The 15,643-nt window shown below is 71.6% G+C and carries 13 protein-coding genes; 8 read left to right on the top strand and 5 right to left on the bottom strand.

The annotated features are described in order from the left end of the window. The first annotated feature begins 318 nt into the window (after nt 1-318). The 3 genes from M8C17_RS30295 to M8C17_RS30285 are packed head-to-tail and all read left to right on the top strand — an operon-like array spanning nt 319 to nt 2,978. Nucleotides 319-1,542 carry a macrolide family glycosyltransferase gene (locus M8C17_RS30295; RefSeq protein WP_252420001.1) on the top strand — a complete coding sequence of 408 codons (1,224 nt, stop codon included), beginning with the start codon at nt 319-321 and terminating at the stop codon, nt 1,540-1,542. A 3-nt stretch (nt 1,543-1,545) separates the two neighbouring features. Beyond that, a complete protein-coding gene (locus M8C17_RS30290) occupies nt 1,546-2,037 on the top strand; it encodes a hypothetical protein (RefSeq protein WP_252420000.1) in 492 nt (163 codons plus the stop codon). Beyond that, nucleotides 2,034-2,978 carry a hypothetical protein gene (locus M8C17_RS30285; protein ID WP_252419999.1) on the top strand — a complete coding sequence of 315 codons (945 nt, stop codon included), beginning with the start codon at nt 2,034-2,036 and terminating at the stop codon, nt 2,976-2,978. Before M8C17_RS30290 ends, M8C17_RS30285 begins: the two co-directional genes overlap by 4 nt. 43 nt (nt 2,979-3,021) lie before the next feature. Here the strand turns inward: M8C17_RS30285 and M8C17_RS30280 are convergent, their stop codons facing one another. From M8C17_RS30280 to M8C17_RS30270, 3 genes are all read right to left on the bottom strand, one after another. After that, the gene (locus M8C17_RS30280; RefSeq protein WP_252419998.1) at nt 3,022-4,137 is read right to left on the bottom strand and encodes an aromatic acid exporter family protein; all 1,116 of its coding nucleotides are present in this window, start codon (nt 4,135-4,137) and stop codon (nt 3,022-3,024) included. Nucleotides 4,138-4,283: 146 nt separating this feature from the next. After that, the gene (locus tag M8C17_RS30275) at nt 4,284-5,006 is read right to left on the bottom strand and encodes a dienelactone hydrolase family protein (protein ID WP_252419997.1); all 723 of its coding nucleotides are present in this window, start codon (nt 5,004-5,006) and stop codon (nt 4,284-4,286) included. A gap of 73 nt (nt 5,007-5,079) precedes the next feature. Beyond that, complete coding sequence (locus tag M8C17_RS30270) at nt 5,080-5,268, bottom strand: hypothetical protein (RefSeq protein ID WP_252419996.1); 189 nt, start codon at nt 5,266-5,268, stop codon at nt 5,080-5,082. Between the two features lie 19 nt (nt 5,269-5,287). Between M8C17_RS30270 and M8C17_RS30265 the strand changes: the two genes are divergently transcribed. The 3 genes from M8C17_RS30265 to M8C17_RS30255 all read left to right on the top strand — a co-directional run bounded on the left by M8C17_RS30265 (nt 5,288) and on the right by M8C17_RS30255 (nt 7,209). After that, nucleotides 5,288-5,959 carry a hypothetical protein gene (locus M8C17_RS30265; protein ID WP_252419995.1) on the top strand — a complete coding sequence of 224 codons (672 nt, stop codon included), beginning with the start codon at nt 5,288-5,290 and terminating at the stop codon, nt 5,957-5,959. A gap of 37 nt (nt 5,960-5,996) precedes the next feature. Then, nucleotides 5,997-6,386: a hypothetical protein gene (locus M8C17_RS30260; protein WP_252419994.1), complete on the top strand. Its 390-nt coding sequence runs from the start codon at nt 5,997-5,999 to the stop codon at nt 6,384-6,386. A 136-nt stretch (nt 6,387-6,522) separates the two neighbouring features. After that, nucleotides 6,523-7,209, top strand: a complete 687-nt coding sequence (locus M8C17_RS30255; protein WP_252419993.1) for a hypothetical protein — start codon at nt 6,523-6,525, stop codon at nt 7,207-7,209. 52 nt (nt 7,210-7,261) lie between these two features. Here M8C17_RS30255 and M8C17_RS30250 read toward each other — a convergent pair whose 3' ends face one another. Further along, nucleotides 7,262-7,717, bottom strand: coding sequence for a hypothetical protein (locus M8C17_RS30250; protein ID WP_252419992.1), 456 nt, complete (start codon nt 7,715-7,717; stop codon nt 7,262-7,264). Here M8C17_RS30250 and M8C17_RS30245 point away from each other — a divergent pair. After that, entirely contained in the window at nt 7,692-7,982 is a 291-nt protein-coding gene (locus M8C17_RS30245; protein WP_252419991.1) for a cellulose binding domain-containing protein, read from the top strand. The genes M8C17_RS30250 and M8C17_RS30245 overlap by 26 nt on opposite strands. Before the next feature lie 132 nt (nt 7,983-8,114). Beyond that, nucleotides 8,115-13,616: a pullulanase-type alpha-1,6-glucosidase gene (pulA, locus tag M8C17_RS30240; RefSeq protein ID WP_252419990.1), complete on the top strand. Its 5,502-nt coding sequence runs from the start codon at nt 8,115-8,117 to the stop codon at nt 13,614-13,616. 107 nt (nt 13,617-13,723) lie between these two features. Here the strand turns inward: pulA and M8C17_RS30235 are convergent, their stop codons facing one another. Further along, complete coding sequence (locus M8C17_RS30235; RefSeq protein WP_252419989.1) at nt 13,724-15,376, bottom strand: hypothetical protein; 1,653 nt, start codon at nt 15,374-15,376, stop codon at nt 13,724-13,726. Nucleotides 15,377-15,643: the final 267 nt, after the last annotated feature.

Raw genomic sequence — 15,643 nt, 5'->3', positions numbered from 1 at the left:
GCCAGGGTGGCCCCGCCCACGGGACGCCGGCCCCACAACCGGACACCGGGGGCGGCCCGGTGACAGCCGAACCGGACATCCGACTCGTCCGGGCCCAGACGCCACCGACACGGCGTTGGTGACCAGGATGTCGAGGCGGTCCGGTCGCCGGACGAACTCTCAGATCCCGGTGGCGGACCGCCGCCCGCCCGCCGCGAATGAGTATTTGGTCTGGTACGCGGCTGCCATCCGGCAGCGTTTACGCTGTGACCGAGAAAGGCGGATCATGATCGCTGCATGTTGCCGGGCACTGACTCCCTCCCTGTCCGGGGTCGGTCGATGAGCGCAGTCGCATTCCTCAACATCGCCATGCACGGGCATGTCAACCCCACGCTGCCGGTCGTGGCGGAGCTTGTTCGTCGGGGCCACTCCGTCACCTACCACACGACACCGGCCTACGCCGAGCAGATCGCGGCCACCGGCGCGCGGGTGTTCCCCTACCGCGGGGATGACGTACCACTCTCCGGCCCGCCGACGCCCGTCACGGTGATGGAACAGCTCGCGCGCACCGCCGTACGCGTGCTGCCCGCCGTCCTCACCGATCTGCGCGGCTCCCGTCCCGATCTGGTCGTCCACGACTCCCTCTGCCTGTGGGGGCCGGTTGCCGCCCGGGAACTCGGCGTGCCGGCGGCGTCGTCGTTCACCACGTTCGCGTTCAACCGGCACCTGCCCAGCCCCACCCACGGCTCCTGGGAGCTGCTCGCCGCAGCGGCGGTCCATCCCCGTCCCACCGGGAGATACCTGACGTCGCGCTGGAAGCTCCGCCGACGGTACGACACGGATGCGGTGCCCCTGGTCGACCTGGCCAACATCCGTCAGCCGCTCAACCTGGTCTACACCTCCCGGGAGTTCCACCCCGAGGCCGACACCTTCGACGAGTCCTACCGGTTCGTCGGGCCGAGCATCGGCGCCCGCCAGGCCGACTCGTCGTTCCCGGTCGATCGGCTGCGGGACCCGGTGCTCTACGCCTCGCTGGGCACGGTGTTCGGCGCCGACCCGGGGCTGCTCCGTGCCTTCGCCAACGCGCTCGCCCCGCTGGGTGGCACCGTGATCGTCTCCACCGGACAGACCGATCCCGCCGCGCTCGGCCCGCTGCCGGCCAACGTGATCGCGCACCGCTCCGTACCGCAGTTGGAGGTGCTGGCCCGCGCGGCGCTGTTCGTCACCCACGGCGGGGTGAACAGCGTCAACGAGGCCCTGTACGCCGGCGTACCGATGCTGGTGGTCCCGCAGGGCGCTGACCAGTCGTTGGTGGCCTCCCGCGTCGTCGAGCTCGATGCCGGGCTCGCCGTCCGCACCGAGGACGTCAGCGTGGAGGTCGTGCGCGCCCTCGCCCAGCGCCTGCTCGACGAGCCCCGATTCCGTGACGCCGCGAGCACCTTGCGGGTCGCCCAGCGTCAGGCGGGCGGCTATTCGCGCGCCGCCGACGAACTCGAGCGCTATGTGCAGCAGACCGGCCGGGTCGCTCAGCCGGTCTCTGCCGATCTGCCGCCGCAGGGCTGACCGATGTCCCCCGTCGTCGTCATCCTGCTGCTGTTCGCTGGGCTGTCCGAGGCCGCCGGCCGTCTCCTGCCCGTGGTGGCCCGCCTGTCTGGCGTGTCGCACGTCAGGGTGTTCGGGTTGCTGCTGGCCGGCGCCGTGGTCGACGGCGCGGTATTCGCGCTCTGGCCGCTGTCCGCGTGGGCACTCGCCGAGATGGTGCTGCCCGCCGTGCCGTCCCATGGAGCCGCGTTGGTCTGGACACCAGGCCTGGCCGCTCCGCTGCTGCTTGCCGCAGTCCTCGCGTTCCCGCTGCTCGGGCCGCTGCTGCACTTCGTGCTCATGCTGGGAGTGGGGGCTGGTCTCGCCGCCTCACTCGCCACGGTGGCCGGGCTCGGCTGGTGGGACGCCGTCGGCTGCGTGGCCGTCGCGGGGGTCGGCCTCGGCGTTGCCGTCGAAGGCGTCCGCCGCCTGGTGGTGAGGCTCAACACGACACGAGCACCGGAGCCCCTCACGTGACCGAGCTGGTGCTCCTGCTGCTGCTCGGCGGGATCGGACCTGTCCTGCTCGCCGAAGCTCTGCTCGCCCGCTACGAGGTGCTGGTCTATGCCGCGGGCTGGCGCACTCCCACCATCGCACGCCCCGCGGGCGCCCTCCCCGCCCGGGGCGCGGACCCGGACCGCCCACCGGACGCGTACCTGGTCTATCTGGACGGCATCGGGAAACGCCGCTTCCACGACACCCGCGACGGCGGCCGACTGGTGAAGTCCCTGATCGCCGGAGCGCCGGAGCTCAGGGTGCTGGGCCAGGTGCAGCCCTACTCCCCGCTGGCCCTTCCGCTGGCCGACCGGCCGGTGTGGTCGTGGCTGCGCCGCCACATCGGGCTGGTGCTGTTCCTGCACAACGTGATGCAGACCTTCGTCGCCGCCGACCGCCGGTACCGTCCCCTGTACAACCGCGCCGTCGGCTCGCAGATCGCCACCGAGCTTCGGCTCGCCGGTTACCAGCCCGACAGCGGTATCCCCGTGGTGATGCTCAGTTACAGCGGCGGCGCCCAGGTCGCCACCGGCGCGGTGGACGAACTGTGGTCCCAGCTGCGCTCCCCGATCTGGCTGATCACTCTGGGCGGGTTCCACAACGGCGCCAACGACATCAGCCGCGCGCAGCACCTCGACCGGCTCACCAGTGCCGGCGACCGCATCGAGCGGGTCGGCACCTGGTTGTTCCCGCAGCGGTGGCGGCTGTTCCGCGGAAGCGGTTGGAACAGGGCCGATCGCGAGGGGAAGATCACCGAGCACTGGCTCGACCCGGCCACCCACGTCGGTCCGCGCAGCTACATCAGCCCGGAGGCCCGGCTACCCGATGGCCGCAGTCACCTCGACCGGACAGCCGACACCGTGATCGCGCTGATCCGGGATCGTCTCAGCGCGACTGCGGAAACCGACGGCCCGCTGCCCTGAACGGCGCGATCCATGGCGCACAGCACGACCGCTGGTGCATCGGTCAGACGTCGGCGTTCAAACCCGCCTGCTGATTCGCCTCGCTCCGGGGGAGCCCGGACACCTGGAGCAGTTGGCTGATGACAACGCGCAGTTGTGTGACGACGACAGCCCCGGTGAACTCGACACCCTCGGCGCATGCCTCGTCGACGTCATCGATCGCCCGCAGCGCTCGCTCCCGGGCGCGATCCGGCTCCCGTCCGGCGAGGAAGTCACGATGCAGGAGCCTGAACGCCTGGCCGAAGTGCTCGATCGCTGTCGGAAGGCCAGCCGGCAGCGGCTCTCGGGCGCGAATGGCCGACACGGCCCACTGCACCATCTCGCGGCTGTTGGTGTAGGCGAGTTCAAGGTGTTCGGCCGCGTGCTCGTACCGGCGCATGATGCCCAGCCGTCGTCTTCGCCACGGTGAGAGTCGCGCGACCTCGCATGCCGCGGCGACCATCTCTGTCGTGTTGCGTCGTGCCGCCTCCGCCGTACGCAGTCGTTGCAGTGCCTCCTCGGCCTGCCGGACGTCGCGGCGGGTCAGCGCGTCGGCGGTGGCGGTCATTTCACGGGCGATGGCATCGACTGCCGGACCGGCGGCGCGGTGGACGATCCGCACCGGATTGAGCGGCAGGATCAGCAAGGCCACGACGATGGCCACCAGGACACCGACCAGCGCGTTCGCCGTCCGCGGCACGGCCAGATCCGGCCTTTCCGGAGACACCGTTCCCAGCAGGACGGCGGTGCTTCCCGCCTGCACCATGACGGCGCCGGTGCCTCGGAACAGGGCTGCCGCCGAAATCGTCAATGCCACGACCAACCCGGTCTGTATCGGTCCTGCCCCGATGAACCGTATGATCCCGTCCCCGATCAGCACGCCCAGGATCACGCCGGCGAGGAGTTCCACGGTGCGCCTGGCCCGGTTGCCGATGGCCGCCGCGATCGTGCCGACCGCGGCGGCGGGCGCGAACAGCGGCTGCGGATTGTGCAGCACGTCGCTCGCGATGAACCACGCCAACCCGGCGGCCAGCCCCGCCTGCACCGCGACGATGAGGTAGGTACGAAGCCGGTCGTAGGCGTCCCGGCCTTCCCGCAGCGCGCTCTCCGCCGGTCGGGCACCCCGACGTCTGCTGCGCACCTCTCACCTCCACCGTCGATCGGCCCTGTGACGATCGTCGTACGTTGGTGAGCGTCGGGTGCGCGAGATCCCCAATCTGGTGCGCCGACGGCGGAAGCCCGAGTGGTGCCTGGTCAGGAGCCTTGGCGACCCCGGCCGACGGGGGGTCAGCCGGCGTCGAGCAGGTCCAGGACCGCGTCCCGGGCGGCCAGGACGGCCGTCTCGGACTGCGGCGTGTGGTCGAGGATGTCGAAGCTGTGCTGCCCGTCCGGCACCTCGATGACCTGCACGGGCCGGCCGTGGGTGGTGGCCGCGGCGAGGAACGCCTCGATGCCGGCCAGGACGGGGGGTATGTCCCGCCCGGCGCGGGTCAGCACCAGCGGGACATCGGCGCCCGAGCCGAGCGCGTCGACGGGCAGGAACCTCGGGTCGATCTCCCAGCCGGGCAGCGGGATGAGCAGCGGGTAGGTCAGCGCGATCCCGCGCAGCCACGGCGGTGGGACCCGGAGCCAGTCGGCCGCGAAGAGGCCCCCGCCGGAGAAGAACCAGAGCACCACCCGGTCCGGGTCGACCCGGGGGTCGGCGCGGACCTGCTCGACCATGGCGGCGATGTCGTCGGCCGTGGCGGGCAGCGCCGACAGGTCGGCCACCTGGTAGCTGATCAGCGCGGCGACCAGGCCGCGCTCGGCGAGCAGCGCGCCGTAGCCGCGGTAGAGCATCCAGTCGCGGGGATCGGGCACGTCAGGGGGCAGCGGGGCGCCGTGCACGATCACGACGGCGGGCGCGGGACCGGTGCCGGCGGGTAGGTGGAGATCGACGTTGCCGTGCCGTTCGACCGGCGCGGCGGGGGCTGACAGGACGAAGGGTCGTTGTGCGACGGGCGTCGTCATGCGCCGAGAATATCGATCATCAGCCCGCCCAACTGTCCCGTCGTGTCCACGGGGGAGCGTCGGGAGCGGGTGGTCAGGCGGGGTCGGCCGGCTTCGCGGCGTCGCTGGCCTGGGCGTGCCGCTCCAGCAGTCGCTGCCGGATCTCCTCGGGGGTGTACGCGCGGCGGCGCCGTTCGGCCCGCGCGATGACCACGCCGGAGGCCGCGACCCCGGCGAGGCCGGCGAGCCCCAGGACCTTCCACCACCGCATCCGTTGCCGCATCGGCCTAGGGTAGACCCTCATGAGCATCAGCCTGGATGAGGCGGTCGAGTTGACCCGCACCGGCGACGTGTGGGTGTTCCGGGGCCGTAGCGTGCCGGACCGGGCGATCCAGTTCACCACCAACAGCCCGGTCAACCACGTCGGCATGGCGGTGGTGCTGGACGACATGCCGCCGCTGATGTGGCACGCGGAGTTGGGCAGGTCGTTGCCGGACCTGTGGTCGGGCAGCCATCAGCGCGGGGTGCAGTTGCACGACCTGCGGGACGCGGTGTGCGTCTGGGCCAACCGGTACGGCCAGCGGGCCTGGCTGCGGCAGCTCGACCCGCCGGCGGACGGGGAGATGGAGCGGGCGGTGCTGCGGACGGTCGCGCGGTTGGACGGCACACCGTTTCCGTCCACCGCCCAGTTGGCCTGGCGGTGGGTGCGGGGTCGGGTGCCGGCGCTGCCGCGTCCCGGTCGGCCCGCATCGCCGTCGACGCCGGTGACATCGCCGGGGGCTCGGGACCGGGCGCTGGAGACGGCGTACTGCGCCGAGGTGGTGGCGGTGACGTACGAGGCGATGGGGCTGCTGCCCGCCGGCCGGCGTCCGAACTGGTACGACCCGGGGCGTTTCTGGAGTGGGGACGACCTCGGTCTGGCCGGGGGTGCCGGGCTGGGTGCGGAGATCGAGGTCCTGGTTCCGCCGCGGTGAGGTTTGGCCGGGGCGGTGACCGGCAATTGCTGTCGCCGTGAGTGCCTCCACCGATCTCGACACGCTGGCCGACTTCTTCGACCGGTACGGCGTGGCGTTGACCTGCGGCGACCTGCCGGCCATCGCCGGTTGTTACGCCCTGCCGGGTCTGGTGGTGGCCGACACGTACAGCTTCTCGTTCACCACGCCGGCGGCGGTGGCCTTGTCGTTCGTGGGTGCGGCGCCCGACTACCAGGACCGGGAGTTGGTGGCGGCGCACGCCCTGATCGAGGATGTGCAGCCGATGTCCGCGCTGCTGACGATGGTGGCGGTGGAGTGGGAGTTCCTGGACAGTCGGGGGCGTGCGGTGCCGGGGGAGCGGTACCGCTACCTGCTGCGCACCACGGACGACGGGCCGGTCATCTGCACGGTCGTCCGGACGGCCTGACCGGCGGGACCGTCCGCGCGGGCGGGCCGTTTTCCGGTCCGGGCCGGCCGGTCGGCCCGATCCGTACCCGCCCGATTTCCGTTCTGGCCGGTGCTGGCTACGCTGGCGCGTCGGCGGGGGGACGAGGGGAGACCTGATGGCGGTGCGGCCGGACGGCGCGGCAGGTGCGCCTACCGCGACGCGGGTGCTGGCTTCGGTGCCGTGGATCGTGGTGTTGCTCGGCGTGTGCGTGCTGGTGGTGCTGCTGGTGGTCGCGCTGCTGTCGTTCCGTACCCGGGAGCGGGAGGGCATGCCGGCGGCCGCGCCGCCGGTGTTCCTGCCGACGGCGCCGGCGGTCGTGTCGCCGAGCGCGACGCCGACCCCCGGCGCGGAGCGGCGCTCGGCCTCGCCGCGGCCGTCGCGCAGCAGCCGGACGCCGTCGCCGCGGCCGACCACCGGCTCGCCGGCTCCCGCGCGGACGAGTTCTTCCGCGCCGCCGGCGGTGCCGCTGGGACCGGCGGGTGACCCGGTCGCCGCCCGGTACCAGGTCGGTACGGATGGCTGGGACGGGACCGCGGCGGTGCTGTCGATCAGCAACACGTCGGGGCAGTCGGTCCAGTGGCGGGTGGAGTTGACGTTCGACGAGGACATCCGTGCCCTGCGCGTCGGTGACGACTCGGGGGTCTCGGTGTGGTCGCGTGGAAACGGTGAGTTCGTGCTGCAGGGCACCCGTTCGCTGGACCAGGGTGACTCTCGGACGTTGCGGTTGCGGGTGGGCTGGGGCGAGTCGGCGGAGCGGCCGGTGCGGTGCACGATCAACGGGGTCGACTGCCAGGTGGGTTGAGCGTGTGGCCCGGGGCGGTGTGTGTGTCGGCGGCGCTTCCGGGCGCTGGTCGCTACGCTGCTCGGACGGCCCGCTGAGGGAGGTCCATGTCCGGCATGCGTCGCGCCGCGCGCCAGTCTCGCGGTCCGATCGCCATCACGTCGTCGCCCTGGATCGTGGTGTGCGCCGGCGTCGTCGTGATGGTCGTGCTGCTCTTCGTGGCTCTGGGTGCGTACCGGGGGCGTAGTCCCGCGCCGGAGGGCGCATCGGCGCTGCCGTCGGCGGTGCCGCTGCCGCAGGCGCCGGTCCCGCCGACTGTCTCGACGCCGGCGTCGCCGAGGTCGTCGGCGCCGCCGTTGCTGCCCGGGCTGTCGCCGCGCGCGAGCGGGCTGCCGTCGAGCGTCGCGGCCGGGTCGCGAACGCCGGCTGCCGGGCCGACGTCGTCGCGGCCGCCGACGCGGGCGCCGGAGCCTCCGACGGGGATGAGTGGTCGGTACCGGGTCGTGCAGAGCTTCGACGGGGGTTTCATCGGCGAGGTGCTGATCGTCAACGCGTCCGGCGGGGCCCGGGGTTGGACGGTGCGGCTGGATTTCTCGGGCGGGCGGCTGGTGACCACCTGGGTGGAGGGTGTGCCACAGGGGACGGTGCGGCCTGCCGACGGTGGCGGCTTCACGTATGTCAGTGGGGTGGACGTGCCGGCGGGTGGCTCGGCGGCGCTGCGGTTCCACGTGGAGAGGGCGTCGACCCGTCCGCAGGGGTGCACGGTCGACGGGGTGCGCTGCACGGGGTTCTGATCGGGACGGTCACCAGGTGAGGCGCATGCTTTCGCAAGGAAGCTGCTTTGTTGCCACCATGTTTGCAAGGTATTGCAGAATGTTTCGGCAAGGGTTAGCGTGCGGCCAATCCGCGACCAGAGGAAGGCGTCGATGAAACCCCCGCCGATACCGCGCACCGCCCTGCTGGCCCTCGTCTCCCTGCTCACTCTCACGCTCGTCGGCACTCCGGTCGCCGTGCACCAGGCGGACGCCGCGGCGGCCCCCCGCCCGTCTGGCACCGACCCGTTGGCGACCGCCGGCGCGGCGCAGTGGAACGACGAGCCCACCGCCGAGGCGCTGCTGAAGGCCGGCGGCGACACCGCCCGCGCCGAGCAGTTCTACTTCGTCCTGCCGGACCGGTTCGCCAACGGCGACCCGCGCAACGACCGGGGCGGCCTCGCCGGTGACCGGCTGCGTACCGGGCTCGACCCGACGGACAAGGGCTTCTACCACGGCGGCGATCTCAAGGGCGTCATCGACAAGCTGGACTACATCCAGGGGATGGGCACCACGGCCATCTGGCTCGCCCCGATCTTCAAGAACCGGCCGGTGCAGGGCGCGGGGGCCGACATCTCGGCGGGCTACCACGGCTACTGGATCACGGACTTCACGCAGGTGGACCCGCACTTCGGCACGAACGAGGAGATGAAGCGGCTGGTCAAGCTCGCCCACCAGCGCGGCGTCAAGATCTACCTCGACGTGATCGTCAACCACACCGCCGACGTCATCAAGTACGCCGAGGACACGTACGCCTACGTGGACAAGGCCACCTCGCCGTACACCGACGCGCAGGGGCGGGCGTTCGAGGACCGCAACTACGCCGACGGCAGCCGCGCCTTCCCGCCGGTGAACCAGGGCTCGTTCCCCTACACCCCGATGTTCGACGAGCCGAAGGACGCCACGGTCAAGGTCCCGGCCTGGCTGAACGACGCCACCATGTACCACAACCGGGGCGACTCCACCTTCGCCGGTGAGAACAGCGAGTACGGCGACTTCTTCGGCCTCGACGACCTGTGGACCGAGCGCCCCGAGGTGGTCCAGGGCCTGACCAGGGCGTACGGGGACTGGATCGGCAGCACCGGTGTCGACGGGTTCCGGCTGGACACCGTCAAGCACGTCAACATGGACTTCTGGCCGCAGTTCAGCCGGGGCATCGAGCGGGCCGCCGAGAAGGCCGGCAAGAAGGACTTCTTCATGTTCGGCGAGGTGTACAGCGCCGACCCGGAGGTCAGTTCCAGCTACGTCCGGCAGGGTGGCCTGCCGGCCACCCTGGACTTCGCCTTCCAGGAGGCCGCGCGCGGTTACACCGCCGGCGCCGGTTCGGCGAAGGCGCTGGCCGACGTGTACGCCCGCGACGACCTCTACGCCGCCCGGGACACCGACGCCGGCCGGCTGACCACCTTCCTCGGCAACCACGACATGGGGCGGATCGGCTCGTTCATCGCCGGCGGCGGCACCGACCCGGCAAGTCACCTGCGCCGCGACCAGCTCGCCCACCAGTTGATGTTCCTGACCCGTGGCCAGCCGGTGGTCTACTCCGGCGACGAGCAGGGTTTCACCGGCCCCGGTGGGGACAAGGACGCCCGGCAGGACATGTTCGCGTCGAAGGTCCCCGACTACCTCGACGACGACCTGCTCGGCACCGACCGCACCCACGCCAGTGACCAGTTCGACCCGGCCCACCCGCTGTACCGGACCATCGCCGAGCTGGGCCGGCTGCGCCAGGCGCACCCCGGGTTGCGCGACGGCGTGCAGGTCACCCGGTACGCCGCCGACGGGCCGGGCGTCTTCGCCGCCTCCCGGGTCGCCGCCTCCGATCGCACGGAGTACGTCGTGGCGGTGAACAACGCCGACACCGCGCAGACTGTCACCGTGGACACCTGGTCGGCCGGCGCCACGTTCACCGGCATCTACGGATCGTCCGGCGCCGCGAACGCGGGCGCTGACGGCAGGCTGACCCTGACCGTGCCGCCGCTGTCGGCGGTGGTGCAGCGGGCGGGTACGCCCATCGCCCGGCCGGCCGGCACGCCGACCGTCCGGATCACCAGCCCCGCCCCCGACGCGCTGGTGGCCACCCGGGCGGCGGTCACCGCCCAGGTCACCGGGGATCCGCTGGCCACCGTCACGGTCGCGGCCCGGGTCGCCGGCGGTCGGTGGACGCTGCTGGGCAGCGCCGACCACGCGCCGTACACGGTGCAGCACGACCTGACCGGGCTGGCCGGCGGGACGCCGGTGGAGTACAAGGCGGTGGTCCGCGACGGGCGGGGCCGCACCGCGACCGCCCGGTCCACCGCGATCGTGGGCACTCCGGCGCAGGGCGGGTCCCGGGAGTGGGCGGTCGTGCACTACCAGCGCCCCGCCGGTGGGTACGACGACTGGGGGCTGTACGCCTGGGGTGACATCGACCCGGCGTACGTCACCGAGTGGCCCAAGGGACAGCCGTTCGCCGGGGAGGACTCGTACGGCCGGTTCGCCTGGGTGAAGCTCAAGCCGGGCGCGAGGTCGGTGGGCTTCGTGGTGGTCGACAGGAACGGCACCAAGGACGTCGGCGCGGACCGCAGCATCGACGTCACGTCCACCGGCGAGGTCTGGCTCAAGCAGGGCGACCCGGCGGTCTACCCGACCCGCCAGGCAGCCACCGGTGAGCCGGCACCGCCGGTCGAGGAGGGCACCGCGGTGATCCACTACCGGCGGGCCGACGGCAACTACGACGGCTGGGGCCTGCACCTGTGGGACGGCGCGGCGAACCCGACGGAGTGGTCGGCGCCGTTCAAGCCCACCTCCACCGACGCGTTCGGTGCGGTGTTCCGGGTGCCGCTGGCGGCCGGGGCCACCGGGCTGAACTACATCATCCACAACGGCGACGCCAAGGACCTGCCGGACGACCAGCGGCTTGACTTCGCCAGCGCGGGCCGGGAGGTGTGGCTGTTGGCCGCCACCCCGGGCCGGCTGCTGCCGACCACCACCACCGGCGCCGGCCGGGACACCGACATCGGCAAGCAGAAGGCGCACTGGATCGACCGGTCCACCGTGGCGTGGCAGACCGGGCTGACCGACGGCAGGACGTACGCGCTGGTCGCCGCGCCGAACGGTGGGGTCACCGTGGCCGACGGGGAGCTGACCGGGACGTACACCACGTTGCCGTTGCGGGCGCAGCGCAACGGGCTCACCGAGGCCCAGCGGACGGCATTCCCGCACCTGTGGTCGTACCGCAGCTTCACGCTGGAGCGGGCGGACCTGGCCAAGGTGCCGGCGGCGTTGCGCGGGCAGCTGCTGGTCACCGAACGCGACGCCGAGGGCGCGCTGCTCGCGGCGACCGGCGTGCAGATCCCCGGTGTGCTCGACGACGTGTACGCCCGCGCCGCCGACGCCACCCTCGGGCCGACGTTCACCGGCCGCACGCCGAGCCTGGCGGTGTGGGCGCCGACCGCCCGGACGGTGGCGTTGCAACTGTTCGACTCGCCCACCGCGCAGCCGACGACGGTGCCGATGCGCCGCGACGACCGCACCGGGGTCTGGTCGGCGCGCGGCAGCCACGCCTGGACCGGGAAGTACTACCGGTACGAGGTGCGGGCGTGGCAGCCGGCGGCGCAGCGGATGGTCACCGCCTCGGTGACCGACCCGTACTCGGTGGCCCTGGCGGCGGACTCCACGCACAGCCAACTGGTCGACCTGAACGACCCGTCGCTGGCACCGGCGGGCTGGCGGACGCTGCGCAAGCCGGCGGCGGTGCCGGCGGCGAAGGCGCAGGTCTCCGAGCTGTCGGTGCGGGACTTCTCCATCGCCGACGACACCGTGCCGGCGCGACGGCGGGGGACCTACCTCGCCTTCACCGACCCGAAGACCGCCGGCATGACACACCTGCGGCAGCTCGGCGAGGCCGGCGTCACCCACCTGCACCTGCTGCCGGCGTTCGACTTCGCCACCATCCCCGAGAAGCGGGCCGACCAGCGCCAGCCGGCCTGCGACCTGGCGGCGCTGCCGCCGGATTCCGAGGAGCAGCAGAAATGCGTGGCGGCGGTCGCCGAGGCCGATGGCTACAACTGGGGCTACGACCCGTTGCACTACACGGCGCCGGAGGGCGGCTACGCGGTCGACCCGGCCGGCGCGGCGCGGACCACCGAGTTCCGGCAGATGGTCGCCGGGGTGAACGACGCCGGCCTGCGGGTCGTCATGGACGTGGTCTACAACCACACGTCGGCGGCCGGCACCGACGCGAAGTCGGTGCTCGACCAGGTGGTGCCCGGCTACTACCACCGGCTGCTGGAGGACGGCACCGTCGCCAACTCCACCTGCTGCGCCAACACCGCTCCCGAGCACGCCATGATGGGCAAGCTGGTCGTCGACTCGCTGGTCACCTGGGCCAGGCAGTACAAGGTGGACGGCTTCCGGTTCGACCTGATGGGTCACCACCCGAAGGCGAACATCCTGGCCGTGCGTGCGGCGCTGGACAAGCTGACCGTGGCCCGCGACGGCGTCGACGGCAAGGCGATCCTGCTGTACGGCGAGGGCTGGAACTTCGGCGAGGTCGCCAACGACGCCCGGTTCGTGCAGGCCACCCAGGCCAACATGGCCGGCACCGGCATCGGCACCTTCAACGACCGGCTGCGCGACGCGGTGCGCGGCGGCGGCCCGTTCGACGCCAACCCGCGCGTCCAGGGCTTCGCCTCCGGGCTCTACACCGACCCCAACGGTGACCCTGTGAACGGGTCGACGGCCGAACAGAAGGCCCGGCTGCTGCACGCCCACGACCTGATCAAGGTGGGGCTCACCGGCAACCTGCGCGGGTACCGGTTCACCGACTCCTCCGGACGGCAGGTCACCGGCGCGCAGGTGGACTACAACGGCTCTCCGGCCGGCTACACGGCCGCACCGGGGGAGGCCGTCACCTACGTCGACGCGCACGACAACGAGATCCTGTACGACGCGTTGGCGTACAAGCTGCCGCAGGCCACCGCGGCGGCCGACCGCTCCCGGATGCAGGTGCTGGCGCTGGGCACGGTGGTGCTGGGGCAGGGCACCGGTTTCGTCACCACCGGCACCGAGCGGCTGCGGTCGAAGTCGCTGGACCGCAACTCGTACAACTCCGGTGACTGGTTCAACCAGATCCGCTGGGACTGCGCCAGCGGCAACGGGTTCGGCGCCGGCCTGCCGCCGGCGCAGGACAACCAGGACAAGTGGTCGTACGCGAAGCCGCTGCTGGCTGACCGGGCGCTGGTGCCGGACTGCGCGGCCATCGACACCACCAACGCCCGGTACGCCGAACTGCTGCGCATCCGGGCGTCCTCGCCGGTGTTCGGGCTGAGCACCGCCGCGCAGGTGCAGCAGCGGGTCGCGTTCCCGCTCTCGGGTGCGACGGAGACGCCGGGTGTGCTGACGATGACGCTGGACGCCCGCGGGCTGGGTGGCCCGTGGACGTCGGTCACCGTGGTCTTCAACAGCACCCCGGCGGCGGCGAAGCAGACCCTGACCGGTCTGCGCGGGGCGGACGTGGCACTGCACCCGGAGCTGGTCAACTCGGCCGACCCGGTGCTCCGTACGGCGTCGTTCGACCGGGCGGCCGGCACCTTCACCGTCCCGGCGCGCAGCGTGGCGGTCTTCGTGCAGAAGTGAACGGAACGGACGTGAACCGGCCCCCTTCCGCGCGCTGCGGAAGGGGGCCGGTTCGCCTCTGCTGGCCGTCGTGCCGCCGTCACCGGCCGCACGTCACCCGAGGGTGATCAGGCGAAGCAGTTCTCGACGGTGCCGCCCGGGATGGCCAGGCAGTTCGTCGGACGGTTCGCGGTGATCGCGGACTTGTCGTCCACGTTCACCTCTCCGAAGAAGCTGAAGACACCGCCCGGAGCGAAGGTGGAGAAGTTGTGGGCGACCTTCGTCTTCGACAGGTTGACCTCGCCGAAGATGTTGAAGATGCCGCCGCCGACCCCGATCGGGCCGACGGCCCGGTTACCGACGACCTCGCTGTCGCGCAGCGTGAGGACGCTGTCGGCGTTGAAGACCCCGCCGCCGAAGAACCCGGCGGTGTTGTCCTTGATGGAGCTCTTCTCCACGGTGACCGCGCTGTCGAAGGCGATGGCCAGGCCACCACCCACGCCGACGGTGCTGTTCTTCTCCACCGTGACGTTGTGCAGGTTCATCTGGCTCTCCGCCGCGGCGATGCCGCCGCCAGCGAGGACCGCGGTGTTCGAGACGAACTTGGTCTCGTACGCGGTGGTGTTGCCCTCGATGTCGAGGAGGCCACCGCCGAAGCCCAGCGTCTTGTTGTCGCTGATCTCGCTCTTCTTCAGCTCGACGGTCCCGCCGTCGATGTCATCGGTGAAGATCTCCGCGGCGCCGTTCGAGATACCGCCACCGCCGATGATCGCGACGTTGTCCTTGATCTTCGACTCCTCGACCTTGAGGACGCCGGCGTTGAAGACGCCGCCACCGAAGAAGAAGGCGGTGTTGCGGGCCACGGTGCTGTGCCAGATCTTCGTGGTACCGAAGTTGGCCACGCCACCGCCGTTGCCGCCCGACTGGTTGAGGACGACCTCGGACTCCAGGATGTCGGCGGAGCCGCCCGGCTGCACCAGGATGCCGGCACCGTCGTTGTCACCCGGCTCCTCGACGAGCGGCGTCACGACGCCCGGCGTGGCCTTCGGCGTGACCTTGGGCGCGGCCTTCAGCCCCGCCTTCGGGTTGGCCTGCCGCGTGGTGAGCGCCTGGTTCAGCGGGACGCCCGCCTTCACCTGGGCCGCGATCGCCTCGGAGTCCGAGTAGGCCGCCCAGACGTCGGCCGGCTGGACGCTGTTGTACAGCTCGAGGGTCTGGCCGCCCTTGATGGTCAGGCCCTTGATGGTGAGGTGGCCACCGCTGCCCACGTTGAGGATGCGGAAGTAGTCGGCCGTGGCGTCCCGGGTGATCGTCGTGTGCTCACCCTTGAGGGTGATCCGCTCGGTGATCACCGGCAGGCCGTTGCCGTCCTCGTTGCGGGTCAGGTTGTAGGTGCAGCCCTTGGCCAACTCCAGCACACCGCCGTTCTTGCTGTTGGCGAACGTGATCGCCTGGATCAGCTTGTCGGTGTCGCAGGGCACCTCCTTCCCGCGCTCGTGGTCCCGGTCCTTGTCCCGGTCCTTGTCCCGGTCCTTGTCCCGGTCCTCGTTCCGGTCCTTCTCCCACTCGCGACCCTCGTCCCCGCGCTGGTCGCCGTCCTTGCTGACCTGGGCGGTGTTCCAGTTCAGGCCGCTCACCGCACCGGCGCTGCCCGCGACGCCCACCGCCGCGAGACTGACCACGCCCGTCAATCCGGCTACGCCACTGGCGAGCCAGAGCTTGCGGCGGCGCTTGGCCGTCGCCCGCCCGGAGGCTTCGTTGTTCGTTAGGTAGTTGGACATCGGAGCTCTCTGCCCTCTCCTCGTACCAGACAGGGTCGCCGCCCTCAGACGGACGTCCCCTGCTACAAATCGGTTGTAGCTCCCAAAAACACCGTATGAGAATGTTCCTCGCCTGGCCGGCTTATCCGAAAGAAGCCCACATTCGGTTCATGTACCGCCGGGACCCCCCGGACACCCCGGCCGGGCACGCATCCCCACAAGCCGGCTGTCGGCCCTTCTGACCTGCACAAACGGGTGCGCCCCTCCGAGCCGTCACCGGCACGGAGG

This window comes from Micromonospora sp. RHAY321 (assembly GCF_023896955.1).
In the GTDB taxonomy this organism is placed as follows: domain Bacteria; phylum Actinomycetota; class Actinomycetes; order Mycobacteriales; family Micromonosporaceae; genus Micromonospora.
The sequence above is the reverse complement of the archived record's forward strand: the minus strand, read 5'-3'. Positions and strand labels throughout refer to the sequence as shown.

Coding starts and splice junctions, on each gene's coding strand:
- M8C17_RS30295 (WP_252420001.1), top strand. CDS start 319: ATGAGCGCAGTCGCATTCCTCAACATCGCCATGCACGGGCATGTCAAC.
- M8C17_RS30290 (WP_252420000.1), top strand. CDS start 1,546: ATGTCCCCCGTCGTCGTCATCCTGCTGCTGTTCGCTGGGCTGTCCGAG.
- M8C17_RS30275 (WP_252419997.1), bottom strand. CDS start 5,006: ATGACGACGCCCGTCGCACAACGACCCTTCGTCCTGTCAGCCCCCGCC.
- M8C17_RS30270 (WP_252419996.1), bottom strand. CDS start 5,268: ATGCGGCAACGGATGCGGTGGTGGAAGGTCCTGGGGCTCGCCGGCCTC.
- M8C17_RS30265 (WP_252419995.1), top strand. CDS start 5,288: ATGAGCATCAGCCTGGATGAGGCGGTCGAGTTGACCCGCACCGGCGAC.
- M8C17_RS30255 (WP_252419993.1), top strand. CDS start 6,523: ATGGCGGTGCGGCCGGACGGCGCGGCAGGTGCGCCTACCGCGACGCGG.
- M8C17_RS30250 (WP_252419992.1), bottom strand. CDS start 7,717: ATGAAACCCCCGTCGAAGCTCTGCACGACCCGGTACCGACCACTCATC.
- pulA (WP_252419990.1), top strand. CDS start 8,115: ATGAAACCCCCGCCGATACCGCGCACCGCCCTGCTGGCCCTCGTCTCC.
- M8C17_RS30235 (WP_252419989.1), bottom strand. CDS start 15,376: ATGTCCAACTACCTAACGAACAACGAAGCCTCCGGGCGGGCGACGGCC.